The sequence below is a fragment of the Cupriavidus sp. DF5525 genome (assembly GCF_040149425.2).
GTDB lineage: Bacteria > Pseudomonadota > Gammaproteobacteria > Burkholderiales > Burkholderiaceae > Cupriavidus > Cupriavidus pickettii_A.
In genome coordinates this window covers 3692699-3706742 of record NZ_CP168265.1, presented here as the reverse complement: position 1 = coordinate 3706742, position 14044 = coordinate 3692699, and the positions used below count along the sequence as shown (strand labels likewise).

Below are 14044 nucleotides of genomic sequence, written 5' to 3'. Positions count from 1 at the left end.
ATCTGACTTCGCACCGCCGATGAGCGATTCGTCCTTCCTGTCACGCTGGTCGCGCCGCAAGGCCGCGGTGCGGGAGGGCGTGGTCGTGCCGCCCGAGCCAGCGCCAGAGCAAGTCCCGGTGCCGGCCGAAGCCGCCGTGCCCGCAGTCCCGGCCACCGAAGCGGTGCTCGAGGTGCCCGCGCCGACGCTGGAAGACGTCGCCGCGCTGCGCCCCGGCGACAATATCGCGCGCTTCGTCGCCCGCGGTGTCGACGAGTCGGTCAAGCGCGCCGCGCTCAAGACGCTGTTTGCCGATCCGCACTTCAACGTGATGGATGGCCTCGACACCTACATCGACGACTACAGCAAGCCCGACCCGATCCCGCCGGAGATCCTGCGCCAGCTGCGCCAGGCCGAGACGCTCGGGTTGTTCGAGCCGACCGACGAGGAACGGGCCGCCGCGCAGGCCGCTGCCGCAGCCGGGGCCGAGCCTGCAGATGTACAGCCGACGGCGCCCGCCGACGCGGGCAAAACCGCCGACACTACGGACATACCCGCACCAGCCGAAACGGCGCAGCAAACGGCAAGTCAAAGCGCAAGACAAAGCGAAAAAGCAAGCGAAGAACAGGGCCCGCGAGACCCGGATAAATGCGCGTAGCCCCGAAAGTGCACCGCAGCCTACAATAGGCATCCCCACAATCCGCTGGCCCGCAGACCCCTCGCCAAGAAGGACGTCCGGGCCGGTCAGCCGCATTCGCCATGCCGACGCTGATCTGCAATTGCAACGACACCATGCCGCTTGACGGGGCGGCATTGTCCGAAGCGAACCAGGGCCCGCTCAAGGTCCATCGCCTGCTGTGCCGGCGCGAGATCGGCGACTTCACTGCCGCGCTCGACGGCACCGACGATGTCATCGTCGCCTGCACGCAGGAGCGCCAGCTATTTACGGAAGTGGCCGCCCAGGCCGCACGCGGCGAAGATGGCCGCGCGGTGGTGACCGCGCCGGTGCGCTTCGTCAATATCCGCGAGACCGGTGGCTGGTCGCAGGGCGCCCGGCGCGACCCGAAGACGGCCAATGCCAAGATCGCCGCGCTGCTGGCCGTAGCCGCGCTGCCCGAACCGGACCCTGTACCGGTGGTGGATTACCGCTCGGACGGCGCGGTGCTGGTGATGGGCCCGGCGCAGCGCGCGCTGCCGTGGGCCGAGCGCCTGGCCGCGATGCAGCTTGAAGTCACCGTGCTGCTGACTGGCGGCGACAAGCGCGAAGCGAATGGGGCCAACCCGGCGGCACAGCCCGCCGCGCGCAACTATCCGGTCCACAGTGGCCGGCTTGCTTCGCTGACCGGATGGCTGGGCGCGTTCGAGGCCAGCTGGGAAACCGGCGCGGGCCGCAGCAACCCGATCGACCTGGACCTGTGTACCCGCTGCAACGCCTGCATCGATGCCTGCCCGGAAGACGCGATCGACTTCACCTACCAGATCGACCTGTCGCGCTGCCGTTCGCACCGCGACTGCGTGCGCGCCTGCGGCGCCGCCGCGGCGATCGATTTCGAGCGCCCGCAGGGCAGCACGCAGGGGCGTTTCGACCTGGTGTTCGATCTGAGCGATGCGCCGGCCTTCACCATGCACCAGCCGCCGCAGGGCTACCTGCACGCTGGTGCTGACACGGCGCGCCAGCACCAGCTCGCGCTGACGCTGGCGGGACTGGTGGGCGAGTTCGAGAAGCCCAGATTCTTCCGCTACAAGGAAAACCTGTGCGCGCACGGCCGCAACCAGACCACCGGCTGCACCGCCTGCATCGACATCTGCTCGACCCAGGCGATCACTTCGCGCTGGCATGACGGCAAGGGCCGCATCGAGGTCGCGCCCAACCTGTGCATGGGCTGCGGCGCCTGCACCACGGTCTGCCCGAGCGGGGCCATCAGCTATGGCTACCCGGGCCCGGAAGCGATGGGATCGCGCCTGCGCACGCTGCTGTCGGTCTACCGCCAGGCCGGCGGGCGCGATGCGGTGCTGCTGCTGCACGGCGAGGAATCCGGCACGCCCGCGCTGCTGGCGCTGGGCCGCGCCGCACGCGGCGGGAAGGCGAAGGGCGTGCCCGCCAATGTGATGCCGCTGTCGCTGTTCCATCCGGCTTCGGCCGGGCTGGAGTTGTGGCTTGCCGCGCTGTGCTGGGGCGCCAGCCGCGTCGCCGTGCTGCTGACCGGCGATGAGGCGCCGCAGTACCGCACCGCGCTGCTGGAGCAGATGGAAGTCGGCCGCGCCATCCTCGCGGGCCTGGGCTATGACGGCGAAGTGCTGTCCCTGGTCGAGGCCGCCGATACCGCCACGCTGGACGCCGGCCTGTCAGCCCTGCGCCCCGGCCGCAATGCGCTGCCGCCCGCGCCCTTCGGCGCGGTGGCAGCCAAGCGCGAGATGCTGGACTTTACGCTCGACCACCTGGCACGCCACGCTCCGGTTCCCGCGGAAATCGTGCCGCTGCCAGCCGCCGCACCGATCGGTGCAATTGCCGTGGATACCGGCAAGTGCACCCTGTGCATGGCCTGCGTGGGCGCGTGCCCGTCGCAGGCGCTGCGCGACAACGCCGAGCGCCCGGTGCTCAGCTTTATCGAACGCAACTGCGTGCAGTGCGGGCTGTGCGAAAAGACCTGCCCGGAAGACGCGATTACGCTGGTGCCGCGCCTGCTTGCCGGCGACGCCGCGCGTCGCCCGGTCACGCTCAACGAGACCCAGCCGTTCCACTGCGTCCGCTGCGGCAAGCCGTTCGGCACCGCACAGATGGTGGAGTCGATGCTGGGGCGGCTGGCCGGCCACCCCGCCTTTGCCGGCGCTGCGTCCGAGCGCCTGAAGATGTGCCAGGACTGCCGCGTAATCGACATGATGGAAAAGGACATGGGCACAGTCAGCGGCACCACGCTGCGCTGATCCGGGCCGGCCCACTATTCAGCACAATTCATCACGACATGACAGATTTCCAGCCGATCCAGCTCACCGCCGCGCCGCCGGCAGACGATGCCGAGGACACCGCCCGCGCCGACCTGTATGGCCTGCTGGCCACGCTGTTCTACAGTGCACCCGATGCCGCGCTGCTGCACCATATCGCCACCAACCGCGCGGTGGGCGACGATGCCAACACCGTGCTCGGCAAGGCGTGGAACGGGTTGTGCGGCGCAGCATCCGAGACCACCGCGGCCGAGGCCGAAGAGGAATACCGGCAGCTGTTCGTCGGCGTGGGCCGCCAGGATGTGTTCCTGTACGGCTCCTTCTACATGACGGGCTTTCTCAACGAGCGCCCGCTGGTGGCATTGCGCGAAGACCTGGCCCGCTACGGCCTGGAGCGCCACGAGGGCGTGATGGAGACCGAGGACCATATCGCCACGCTGTGCGAAGTGATGCGCTTCCTGGTGGCCGGCGATGACCTGTCCGTGTCCAACCTGGGCGAGCAGCAGCGCTTCTATGCGCAGCACCTGCAGCCGTGGGTGGAGAAATTGTGCGATGCGGTGAACGAGCATCCGCAGGCGCGCTTCTATCGCAGTGTGGCCGGCTTGCTGAGTGCGTTTGCCAGTGTGGAAGCGGTTGCGCTGGAGATGAACTGAAGCGAACAAAAACGAGGGGCGATCCCTATCGGCACGCGCGGCGGCTTCTTCAGGATGTCGCGCCCGGCCCGACAGACCTGCCTCAAATTCAGCTCGAAAGTCAGGAAAAACCCGTGCATTACATGGTCTTTCCTGCTACTTGATTCTAGAATATGCATAACAACGCATAACGGCTAACACCATCGGGCTTTGACAGCCGAGGAGCCCCCACATGACAGTGAAGCAAACCAGGGTCGCGCGCCGCACGTTTCTCGCGGGCGCTGGAGTTGTCGCTGCCGCTACGGGTGCGGCAGCACTGACAGCGCGTGGGCCGGCGATGCCGGGCCCGACCGCCGCGTTACCGGAACCTACCGACACCCCGTCGGACAGCAAGGGTTACCGCGTATCTGATCATATTCGCAAGTACTACCGGACCACGCTGGTGTAAATGCCAGGGCGGCGTGGTCTGCCGCGCCGCCTGCAACCGGACGCAAACATCGTCCGCATCTGAGGTGAGACATGATCTTGACCCGCAAACGCGCGGCGCAGGGCGCATCCGCCCGCCTCGCTGACGGCCTTGCCAATCAGGCCGGCACGTCCTCCACCAGCGGCCGTCTCTCGCAGCGGCTCGCGGCCAGCCTGGCCGGCGCGATGCCGACCATGGACCGTCGCAGCTTCCTCAAGCGCTCAGGCATCGGCGTCGGTGCCGGACTGGCGGCCTCGCAACTGTCATTGATCCGCAAGGCCGATGCCGCCGACGACAAGGAGGCTGTCGCCGACGGCAAGACCGGCATCGTCGTCAGGCGCACCGTGTGCGGCCACTGCTCGGTCGGTTGCGCCGTCGACGCAGTGGTGCAGAACGGCGTGTGGATCCGCCAGGAGCCGGTGTTCGATTCGCCCATCAACCTGGGCGCGCACTGCGCCAAGGGTGCGGCGCTGCGCGAGCACGGCCACGGCGAATACCGGCTCAAGTACCCGATGAAGCTGGTCGACGGCAAATACCAGCGCATCAGCTGGGACAAGGCGCTGGACGAGATCACCGCGAAGATGAAGGAGATCCGCCAGCAGAGCGGCCCGGACGCGATGTTCTTCGTCGGCTCGTCCAAGCACAGCAACGAGCAGGCCTACCTGATGCGCAAGTGGGTGTCGTTCTTCGGCACCAACAACACCGACCACCAGGCGCGCATCTGTCACTCCACCACGGTGGCGGGCGTGGCCAACACCTGGGGCTACGGTGCGATGACCAACTCGTACAACGATATGCAGAACTCGAAGGCAGCTCTGTATATCGGCTCCAACGCGGCCGAGGCGCACCCAGTGTCGATGCTGCACCTGCTGCACGCCAAGGAGAACGGCTGCAAGGTAATCGTGGTCGATCCGCGCTACACGCGCACCGCGGCCAAGGCGCAGCACTACGTGCGCATCCGCTCGGGCACCGACATCGCGTTCCTGTTCGGCATGCTGTACCACATCTTCCAGAACGGCTGGGAAGACCAGAAGTACCTGCAGGACCGCGTCTACGGCATGGACAAGGTCAAGGAAGAGGTGCTGGCCAAGTGGACCCCGGACAAGGTCGAGGAAGTCACCGGCGTGCCCGAGGCGCAGGTCCGCATGGTTGCCGAGATCATGGCCAAGAACCGCCCCAGCACGCTGGTGTGGTGCATGGGCCAGACCCAGCACACCATCGGCAACGCGATCGTGCGCGCCTCGTGCATCGTGCAGCTGGCGCTGGGCAATATCGGTGTGGCGGGCGGCGGCGCCAACATCTTCCGCGGCCACGACAACGTGCAGGGCGCCACGGACGTGGGCCCCAACCCCGACTCGCTGCCTGGCTACTACGGCCTGGCCACCGGCGCGTGGAAGCACTATGCGGCGGTGTGGGGCGTGGACTACGAATGGATCAAGAAGCAGTTCGTGTCGCAGACGATGATGGAGAAGTCCGGCACGACCGTGTCGCGCTGGATCGATATCGTCACCGAGAAGACCGAACTGATCGACCAGGACAACAACGTGCGCGGCGTGTTCTTCTGGGGCCATGCCCCGAACTCGCAGACACGCGGCCTGGAAATGAAGAAGGCGTTGGACAAGCTCGACCTGCTGGTGGTGGTCGACCCGTATCCGTCGGCGACCGCGGCCATGGCCAACATGCCGCCGGCCGAGGGCGACAAGGTCAACCCGAACCGCGCCGTGTACCTGCTGCCGGCCTGCACGCAGTTCGAGACCTCGGGTACATGCACCGCGTCCAACCGCTCGCTGCAATGGCGCGAGAAGGTGATCGAGCCGCTGTTCGAATCGATGCCCGACCAGACACTGATGCAGGCGTTCGCCGACAAGCTCGGCTTCGGCAAGGAGCTGTCGAAGAACTACAAGATGATCGAGGTCAAGCGCGCCGGCCGCACCTGGATGGAGCCGGAGCCGGAATCGATCCTGCGCGAGATCAACGCCAGCAACTGGACCATCGGCTACACCGGCCAGTCGCCGGAGCGGTTGAAGTCGCATATGCGCAATATGCAGATGTTCGACGTCAAGACGCTGCGCTGCAAGTCGGGCAAGGACCCGGTCACGGGCTACGACCTGACCGGCGACTACTTCGGCCTGCCGTGGCCGTGCTATGGCACGCCGGAACTGAAGCACCCGGGCTCGCCTAACCTCTATGACACCAGCAAGCACGTGATGGACGGCGGCGGCAACTTCCGCGCCAACTTCGGCGTGGAGCGCGACGGCGTCAACCTGCTGGCCGAGGACGGCTCGTATTCGCAGGGCGCGGAGATCACCACCGGCTATCCGGAGTTCGACCACGTGCTGCTGAAGAAGCTGGGCTGGTGGGACGACCTGACCGATGCCGAGAAGGCCAAGGCCGAGGGCAAGAACTGGAAGACCGACCTGTCGGGCGGCATCCAGCGCGTGGTGCTGAAGAACCATGGCTGCCACCCGTTCGGCAATGCCAAGGCGCGCGCGGTGGTGTGGAACTTCCCCGACCCGATCCCGCAGCACCGCGAGCCGCTGTACTCCACGCGGCCCGACATGGTCGCCAAGTACCCGACCCACGACGACAAGATGGCGTTCTGGCGGCTGCCGACGCTGTACAAGTCGGTGCAGCAGCGCAATATCGAGAACAAGGTCTACGAGAAATTCCCGATCATCCTGACCTCCGGGCGGCTGGTCGAGTACGAGGGCGGCGGCGAGGAAACCCGCTCCAACCCGTGGCTGGCCGAACTGCAGCAGGAGAACTTCGTCGAGATCAACCCGCGCGCGGCGTCAGATCGCGGCATCCGCAACGGCGACTTCTGCTGGGTGAAGACGCCGACCGGGGCGCACCTCAAGGTGCGCGCGCTGGTGACCGAGCGCGTCGGGCCCGATACCGCATTCATCCCGTTCCACTTCTCGGGCTGGTGGCAGGGCAAGGACCTGAAGGACTACTACCCCGAGGGCGCGATGCCGGTAGTGCGGGGCGAGGCGGTCAACACCGCGACCACCTATGGCTATGACTCGGTGACGATGATGCAGGAAACCAAGACCACCGTTTGCCAGATCGAGCGGTTTGCTTAAGCGCAGGGGAACACCATGGCACGCATGAAATTTATCTGTGACGCCGAGCGCTGCATCGAGTGCAACAGCTGCGTCACCGCCTGCAAGAACGAGCACGAGGTGCCCTGGGGCGTGAACCGGCGCCGCGTGGTCACCATCAACGACGGCATGGTCGGCGCCGAGAAGTCGATCTCGGTGGCCTGCATGCATTGCTCCGACGCGCCCTGCATGGCGGTTTGCCCGGTCGACTGCTTCTACCGCACCGACGACGGCGTGGTGCTGCACGACAAGGATGTGTGCATCGGCTGCGGCTACTGCTCGTATGCCTGCCCGTTCGGCGCGCCGCAGTTCCCGTCGGCCGGCACCTTCGGCGTGCGCGGCAAGATGGACAAGTGCACCTTCTGCGCCGGCGGCCCGGAAAAGAACGGCAGCGAGGCGGAGTTCGAGAAGTACGGCCGCAACCGCCTGGCCGAAGGCAAGCTGCCGCTGTGCGCGGAAATGTGCTCGACCAAGGCGCTGCTGGGCGGCGACGGCGACGTGATTGCCGACATCCTGCGCAACCGCGTGATCAAGCGCGGCACCGGCGGCGATGTGTTCGGCTGGGGCACGGCCTACGGCGTCCCCAAGACCGCGCCCGGAGCGCCCGCCGCGCCAGCCGGGTCCACTGCGCCGGACGCCCCCGGTGCACGCACCGCACCCGCCAAACCGGGAGGACAGGCATCATGAACCGCGTCCGCGTGATTGCCCTGCTGTCGCTGTGCGGCGTACTGTTGGCCGCCTGCGGCGAAAAGCCGCAGACCATCGGCCCGTCGCACCGCAAGGCCGACGCCCAGGCGTTCCAGGGCGCGCCCGACGATCCGTTCGTGGCCAAAGGCTGGACGGCCGGCGACAAGACCAGCTGGAACAACCAGATCCGCCAGCGCAACCAGTACCAGAACGAGTACAACCGGGTGCAATGAACGCGCCGCTGCGAATCCCGGGACGGCGAGTCCCGGGAATGCGGGCATATATGCCCGCTGAGCTGAAGGAGGGCCTATGACGCCGTCTCAAAATCGATGCCAGGCGCGTGCCGCGAGTTGGCGTGGCTGGCTGGCCGCCGGCGCGCTCGCGCTGATGGCCATGGCCGGCGGCGCCGCCGCCCAGTCGCCCGCGCCCGCACCCGGGCCCGCGACCGGCCCGGCCGCGTCTTCGGCCAATGCCGACGCCAACAACCCGGCCACGCACCCGGTGCAGCCGCTCGCCGGCATCGCCTCCGAAAACATCTTCAACGTGCCGCGCCGCGACATTGCCGCCGAGGCGCAGTCGCAGCAGCAGCGCACCGTCACGCAGCCCGGCAACAATGCGCCGGTCTGGCGCGAGGTCAATTCCGACCAGCGCCACTACAGCAGCCTGCCCGACAAGGAAGCTGGCGTGCTGATCCAGCGCACCGGGCAGGAATGGCGCCTGTTCCGCAACGGCGTGATCACGGTCTGGGGCGGCTGGCTGCTGCTGGTGGTGCCGGTGGCCATCGTCGGCTTCTTCCTGTGGCGCGGCACCATCCCGCTGCGCACGCCGCGCACCGGTCGCATGATCGAGCGCTTCACGCCGCTCGAGCGCATCGTGCACTGGACCATGGCGATCTCGTTCGTGGTGCTGGCGGTGTCGGGCATCGTGATGCTGCTGGGCAAGCATTTCCTGCTGCCGCTGATGGGGCACATGCTGTTCGGCTGGCTGACTTACCTGCTGAAGAACCTGCACAACGTGGTCGGGCCCATCTTTACGCTGTCGGTGATCGTGGCCTTCGTCGTGTTCCTGCGCGACAACCTGCCCAGCCGCGACGACGTGCGCTGGGTCACCAGCTTGGGCGGCCTGGCCTCCGGCAAGCATGTGCCGAGCGGGCGCTTCAACGCCGGCGAGAAAATGTGGTTCTGGATTGGCGTGTTCGTGTTCGGGCTGGTGCTGTCGGCCTCGGGCTGGGTGCTCGACATGATCGTGCCGGGCATGGACTACTACCGCTCGACCATGCAGATCGCCAACGTGATCCACGGCATCTCGGCCGTGCTGATGATCGCGATGGCGTGCGGCCATATCTACATGGGCACCATCGGCATGGAAGGGGCCTATCGCGCCATGCGCGACGGCTGGGTGGACGAGGCCTGGGCCAAGGAGCACCACGAGCACTGGTACGACGACATCAAGTCCGGCAAGATCCCGGCCCAGCGTTCGACCGGGCCGGATGCCGCGGCGGGGCGCCCCACGCGGCACAGCCCTGGCGAAGCCTGATGCCGGCGCCAACCAGATAACCCGGGAACAATCGACGATGACACGCATCCTGACGCTGATCGCCGTGGCCGCCGGCGCCACCTTCACCACCGGCGCGCTGGCGAGGTTGCCGGCGCCGACCGAAGCCCAGCAGGCCAAGGCGGCCGAGACCAGGGCGCGCGCCGCCTGGTCCGACAAGGTCGCCGCTTACCAGCTGTGCCTGGCGCAGGACAAGATCGCCTCGCATTACTACGCCGAAAGCAAGGCCCACGGCAAGGAAACCCGGGCGCCGTCGCAGACCGCGGCATGTGCCGATCCGGGCCCGTTCGTGGCGCCGACGGCCGCCACGCCGGCGGCTCCGGCCCCTGCCGTGGCGGCCACCGCGGGCACCGCCAAACCGTCCACTCCCGGCGCGGTACAATCGTCCGCGAAGGCGCCGTAACCGCAGCCCCGATGCACGCCTGGACGGCGCGGGGCCCTCACCAGCAGTCCCCGAGCCCTCCCGTCATGACCTTGCGTCCCGAACTTACCCAGGCAGCCGTTCCCCTGATCGAAGAGGTTGAAGTCGTCGACGAGCAGGGGCGCGTACGCGCGGCTTTCCTGCCGGGAGAGCGGCCGCTGACGGTCTACCTCGACAAGCGCGAGCTGGTCACGCTGATGACGCTGGGCGGCGCGCCCGAGCACCTGGTGCTGGGCTACCTGCGCAACCAGCGCCTGGTGGAATCGATCGAGGATATCGCCGCGGTGCAGGTCGACTGGGAAACAGAATCGGCCGCCGTGACCACGCGCACCGGCGTGGACCGCATCGAGGAACGCACTTCGCGACGCGTGGTGACCACCGGCTGCGGGCAGGGTACGGTGTTCGGCTCGCTGCTGGACGAGGTGGACAGCATCCGCCTGCCGGTCGATACGACCCTCGACCAGGACACGCTGTACGGCATCATCGACACCATCCGGCTGCAGCAGTCGGTCTACAAGCAGGCCGGCTCGGTCCATGGCTGCGCATTGTTCAAGGGCACCGAATTGCTCATGTTCGTCGAGGACGTCGGCCGCCACAACGCGGTCGATGCCATCGCCGGCCGCATGTGGCTGGAAGACATGCGCGGCGACGACAAGATCTTTTACACCACCGGCCGCCTGACCTCAGAGATGGTGATCAAGGGCGCGCAGATGGGTATCCCGTTCCTGCTGTCGCGCTCGGGCGTGACGCAGATGGGCTACCAGATGGCCCAACGCGTCAACCTCACGCTGTTCGCGCGCTGCACCGGCAAGCATTTCCTGCTCTATACCGGGCGCGAGCGCTTCCGCCACCGGCTGCCTGAAGAAGCAGTGGCGTAAGCGCCACTTTAGTACTTGCGGCAGTGCAACGATGCAGGGGCGGATTGGTTGTACAATGCGGCGCACTCCGAGCCCGTGTGTCTACCTCCCAACCCTATGAGCATCAAATCCGACAAATGGATCCGCCGCATGGCGGAGCAGCACGGCATGATCGAGCCGTTCGAGCCAGGCCAGGTCCGGGAGGCCGACGGGCGCAAGATCGTGTCGTACGGCACCTCGAGCTACGGCTACGACATCCGCTGCGCCGACGAATTCAAGATCTTCACCAATATCAACAGCACCATCGTTGACCCGAAGAACTTCGACGAGAAGTCGTTCGTCGACTTCAGGGGTGATGTCTGCATCATCCCGCCGAACTCGTTCGCGCTGGCGCGCACGATGGAATACTTCCGCATCCCGCGCAGCGTGCTGACCATCTGCCTGGGCAAAAGCACGTACGCCCGCTGCGGCATCATCGTCAACGTGACGCCGTTCGAGCCGGAATGGGAAGGTTATGTGACGCTGGAGTTTTCCAACACCACGCCGCTGCCCGCCAAGATCTACGCCGGCGAAGGCTGCGCCCAGGTGCTGTTCTTCGAGAGCGACGAAGTCTGCGAGACCTCGTACCGCGACCGGGGCGGCAAGTACCAGGGCCAGCACGGTGTCACACTGCCGAAGACCTGAGCGCATTACAATGCCGGCGTTTGCCGGAAGGCTGGCCCCGAGAATGGCCGCCACACTTGACGTCAGAGCCACATGTCGCCGCTGCGGGGAACCTCCCGCCGGCCATGTGGCTCAAGTCCTTTATGTCCTGCTTTCCATCAAGGATGCCCGATGAAATTCCGCTTCCCCGTCATCATCATTGACGAAGACTTTCGCTCTGAGAACATCTCCGGCTCGGGCATCCGCGCGCTGGCCGAGGCGATCGAGAAAGAGGGCATGGAGGTCATGGGCCTGACCAGCTACGGCGACCTGACGTCGTTTGCGCAGCAGTCCAGCCGCGCATCGACCTTTATCGTCTCGATCGACGACGACGAGTTCACACGCGACGGCGACGACCAGCTCGAGGCCGCCGCCATCGAAAAGCTGCGCGCCTTCGTCACCGAAGTGCGCCGCCGCAACTCGGACCTGCCGATCTTCCTGTACGGCGAAACCCGCACCTCGCGCCATATCCCCAACGATATCCTGCGCGAGCTGCACGGCTTCATCCACATGTTCGAGGACACGCCGGAATTCGTAGCGCGCCACATCATTCGCGAAGCCAAGGTCTACCTCGACACGCTGGCGCCGCCGTTCTTCAAGGCGCTGATCGACTACGCGCAGGACAGCTCGTACTCGTGGCACTGCCCGGGGCACTCGGGCGGCGTGGCGTTCCTGAAGAGCCCGGTGGGCCAGGTGTTCCACCAGTTCTTCGGCGAGAACATGCTGCGCGCCGACGTCTGCAACGCGGTGGATGAACTGGGCCAGTTGCTGGACCACACCGGCCCGGTGGCGGCGTCCGAGCGCAACGCCGCACGGATCTTCAATTCCGACCACATGTTCTTCGTCACCAACGGCACCTCGACGTCGAACAAGATGGTGTGGCACGCCAACGTGGCGCCGGGCGATATCGTGGTGGTGGACCGCAACTGCCACAAGTCGATCCTGCACGCGATCATGATGACGGGCGCGATCCCGGTCTTCCTGATGCCCACGCGCAACCACTACGGCATCATCGGCCCGATCCCGAAGAGCGAGTTCGATCCCGAGACCATCAGGCGCAAGATCGCTGCGCACCCGTTCGCCAGCAAGGCCAAGAACCAGAAGCCGCGCATCCTGACGATCACGCAGGGCACCTACGACGGCGTGCTGTACAACGCCGAGCAAATCAAGGAGATGCTGGCGGCCGAGATCGACACGCTGCATTTCGATGAAGCCTGGCTGCCGCATGCGGCGTTCCACGATTTCTATCACAACATGCACGCGATCGGTAAGGATCGCCCGCGCAGCAAGGACGCGCTGGTGTTCGCCACGCAATCGACGCACAAGCTGCTGGCCGGCCTGTCGCAAGCCTCGCAGATCCTCGTGCAGGACTCCGACACGCGCAAGCTGGACCGCTACCGCTTTAACGAGGCGTACCTGATGCACACCTCGACCAGCCCGCAGTACTCGATCATTGCCTCGTGCGACGTGGCCGCGGCAATGATGGAGGCGCCGGGCGGCACCGCGCTGGTGGAGGAGAGCATCCAGGAGGCGATGGACTTCCGCCGCGCCATGCGCAAGGTCGAGGGCGAATATGACGACGGCAAGAACGGCGACTGGTGGTTCAAGGTGTGGGGCCCCGAAGCGCTGATCGAAGACGGCATCGGCGACCGCGAAGAGTGGATACTCAAGGCCAACGAACGCTGGCACGGCTTCGGCGACCTCGCCGACGGCTTCAACCTGCTCGACCCGATCAAGGCCACCATCATCACCCCGGGCCTGGACGTGGACGGCGAGTTCAGCGAGCGTGGCATCCCGGCGGCGATCGTCACCAAGTACCTGGCCGAGCACGGCATTATCATCGAGAAGACGGGCCTGTACTCGTTCTTCATCATGTTCACCATCGGCATCACGAAGGGCCGCTGGAACTCGCTGGTGACCGAGCTGCAGCAGTTCAAGGACGACTATGACCAGAACCAGCCGCTGTGGCGCGTGCTGCCCGAGTTCGTCGGCAAGTACCCGCAGTACGAGCGCATGGGCCTGCGTGACCTGTGCGATGCGATCCACAGCGTGTACAAGGCCAACGACGTGGCGCGCGTGACCACCGAGATGTACCTGTCGGACATGGAGCCCGCGATGAAGCCGTCGGACGCGTGGGCGATGATGGCGCACCGCGAGATCGAGCGCGTGCCGGTGGACGACCTGGAAGGCCGCGTCACCGCCATCCTGCTGACGCCGTACCCGCCGGGCATCCCGCTGCTGATCCCGGGCGAGCGCTTCAACCGCACCATCGTGCAGTACCTGAAGTTCGCGCGCGAGTTCAACAAGCTGTTCCCGGGCTTCGAGACCGATATCCACGGGCTGGTGGAGGATGAGGTCGATGGGAAGAAGGCGTACTTTGTCGACTGTGTGAAGCAGGGCGGCTGAGATTCGGTAGGAAACGTCAGTACGAAGAGCCCCACGTCAATGCGGGGCTTTTTTTCGTCCGGCGCCTGAATGCGCCGGGGACGTTAGCTGAACGGATTCAACAGCGCCGCCCCGGTTCCGCTGAAGTCCCTCCACATTGCGCGTAACAATGGTCAGGTCATGGATCAGCGCCGTCGCCGCGATGAACTTGTCCAGCGCGGGATGACTGTTGTCGTGGCTTGCATGTCGAATGCCCTCGCGTTGAACTGGGATGTCCCAAGTGGTCCGTCACCGACGGAGGGGCGATAAGGCAATTC

The 14044-nt window shown here is 66.2% G+C and carries 12 protein-coding genes and 1 pseudogene; 12 read left to right on the top strand and 1 reads right to left on the bottom strand.

Annotated elements, in window-relative coordinates; translation table 11 throughout:
• Positions 1–19 precede the first annotated feature (19 nt).
• From ABNX08_RS17310 to ABNX08_RS17255, 12 genes are all read left to right on the top strand, one after another.
• Positions 20–637: a DUF3306 domain-containing protein gene (locus ABNX08_RS17310; protein ID WP_349606229.1), complete on the top strand. Its 618-nt coding sequence runs from the start codon at positions 20–22 to the stop codon at positions 635–637.
• A gap of 101 nt (positions 638–738) precedes the next feature.
• The gene (locus tag ABNX08_RS17305) at positions 739–2904 is read left to right on the top strand and encodes a 4Fe-4S binding protein (RefSeq protein ID WP_022536362.1); all 2166 of its coding nucleotides are present in this window, start codon (positions 739–741) and stop codon (positions 2902–2904) included.
• A 38-nt stretch (positions 2905–2942) separates the two neighbouring features.
• Positions 2943–3575: a molecular chaperone TorD family protein gene (locus tag ABNX08_RS17300; protein WP_349606226.1), complete on the top strand. Its 633-nt coding sequence runs from the start codon at positions 2943–2945 to the stop codon at positions 3573–3575.
• A 211-nt stretch (positions 3576–3786) separates the two neighbouring features.
• Complete coding sequence (locus ABNX08_RS17295; protein ID WP_022536360.1) at positions 3787–4002, top strand: hypothetical protein; 216 nt, start codon at positions 3787–3789, stop codon at positions 4000–4002.
• Between the two features lie 71 nt (positions 4003–4073).
• Positions 4074–7103 (top strand): molybdopterin-dependent oxidoreductase, encoded by a 3030-nt coding sequence (locus ABNX08_RS17290; RefSeq protein WP_022536359.1) that lies wholly within the window; start codon positions 4074–4076, stop codon positions 7101–7103.
• 15 nt (positions 7104–7118) lie between these two features.
• Positions 7119–7808: a formate dehydrogenase FDH3 subunit beta gene (fdh3B, locus tag ABNX08_RS17285; RefSeq protein ID WP_022536358.1), complete on the top strand. Its 690-nt coding sequence runs from the start codon at positions 7119–7121 to the stop codon at positions 7806–7808.
• Positions 7805–8041: a hypothetical protein gene (locus ABNX08_RS17280; RefSeq protein WP_022536357.1), complete on the top strand. Its 237-nt coding sequence runs from the start codon at positions 7805–7807 to the stop codon at positions 8039–8041. Before fdh3B ends, ABNX08_RS17280 begins: the two co-directional genes overlap by 4 nt.
• Before the next feature lie 76 nt (positions 8042–8117).
• Complete coding sequence (locus ABNX08_RS17275; protein WP_349606221.1) at positions 8118–9344, top strand: formate dehydrogenase subunit gamma; 1227 nt, start codon at positions 8118–8120, stop codon at positions 9342–9344.
• A gap of 37 nt (positions 9345–9381) precedes the next feature.
• Complete coding sequence (locus ABNX08_RS17270) at positions 9382–9765, top strand: hypothetical protein (protein WP_022536355.1); 384 nt, start codon at positions 9382–9384, stop codon at positions 9763–9765.
• Positions 9766–9830: 65 nt separating this feature from the next.
• Positions 9831–10661, top strand: a complete 831-nt coding sequence (locus ABNX08_RS17265) for a formate dehydrogenase accessory sulfurtransferase FdhD (protein WP_022536354.1) — start codon at positions 9831–9833, stop codon at positions 10659–10661.
• A gap of 96 nt (positions 10662–10757) precedes the next feature.
• Positions 10758–11324: a dCTP deaminase gene (gene dcd / locus ABNX08_RS17260; RefSeq protein ID WP_022536353.1), complete on the top strand. Its 567-nt coding sequence runs from the start codon at positions 10758–10760 to the stop codon at positions 11322–11324.
• 150 nt (positions 11325–11474) lie between these two features.
• Complete coding sequence (locus tag ABNX08_RS17255) at positions 11475–13748, top strand: arginine/lysine/ornithine decarboxylase (RefSeq protein ID WP_022536352.1); 2274 nt, start codon at positions 11475–11477, stop codon at positions 13746–13748.
• Positions 13749–13831: 83 nt separating this feature from the next.
• Here the strand turns inward: ABNX08_RS17255 and ABNX08_RS17250 are convergent.
• Positions 13832–13946 (bottom strand): annotated as a pseudogene (locus tag ABNX08_RS17250) (VapC toxin family PIN domain ribonuclease); the annotation flags it as partial.
• Positions 13947–14044 lie beyond the last annotated feature (98 nt).

What these genes read in the sequence shown, in the direction of transcription:
- ABNX08_RS17310 (WP_349606229.1), top strand. Translation starts at nt 20, where the DNA reads ATGAGCGATTCGTCCTTCCTGTCACGCTGGTCGCGCCGCAAGGCCGCG.
- ABNX08_RS17305 (WP_022536362.1), top strand. Translation starts at nt 739, where the DNA reads ATGCCGACGCTGATCTGCAATTGCAACGACACCATGCCGCTTGACGGG.
- ABNX08_RS17300 (WP_349606226.1), top strand. Translation starts at nt 2,943, where the DNA reads ATGACAGATTTCCAGCCGATCCAGCTCACCGCCGCGCCGCCGGCAGAC.
- ABNX08_RS17295 (WP_022536360.1), top strand. Translation starts at nt 3,787, where the DNA reads ATGACAGTGAAGCAAACCAGGGTCGCGCGCCGCACGTTTCTCGCGGGC.
- ABNX08_RS17290 (WP_022536359.1), top strand. Translation starts at nt 4,074, where the DNA reads ATGATCTTGACCCGCAAACGCGCGGCGCAGGGCGCATCCGCCCGCCTC.
- fdh3B (WP_022536358.1), top strand. Translation starts at nt 7,119, where the DNA reads ATGGCACGCATGAAATTTATCTGTGACGCCGAGCGCTGCATCGAGTGC.
- ABNX08_RS17280 (WP_022536357.1), top strand. Translation starts at nt 7,805, where the DNA reads ATGAACCGCGTCCGCGTGATTGCCCTGCTGTCGCTGTGCGGCGTACTG.
- ABNX08_RS17275 (WP_349606221.1), top strand. Translation starts at nt 8,118, where the DNA reads ATGACGCCGTCTCAAAATCGATGCCAGGCGCGTGCCGCGAGTTGGCGT.
- ABNX08_RS17270 (WP_022536355.1), top strand. Translation starts at nt 9,382, where the DNA reads ATGACACGCATCCTGACGCTGATCGCCGTGGCCGCCGGCGCCACCTTC.
- ABNX08_RS17265 (WP_022536354.1), top strand. Translation starts at nt 9,831, where the DNA reads ATGACCTTGCGTCCCGAACTTACCCAGGCAGCCGTTCCCCTGATCGAA.
- dcd (WP_022536353.1), top strand. Translation starts at nt 10,758, where the DNA reads ATGAGCATCAAATCCGACAAATGGATCCGCCGCATGGCGGAGCAGCAC.
- ABNX08_RS17255 (WP_022536352.1), top strand. Translation starts at nt 11,475, where the DNA reads ATGAAATTCCGCTTCCCCGTCATCATCATTGACGAAGACTTTCGCTCT.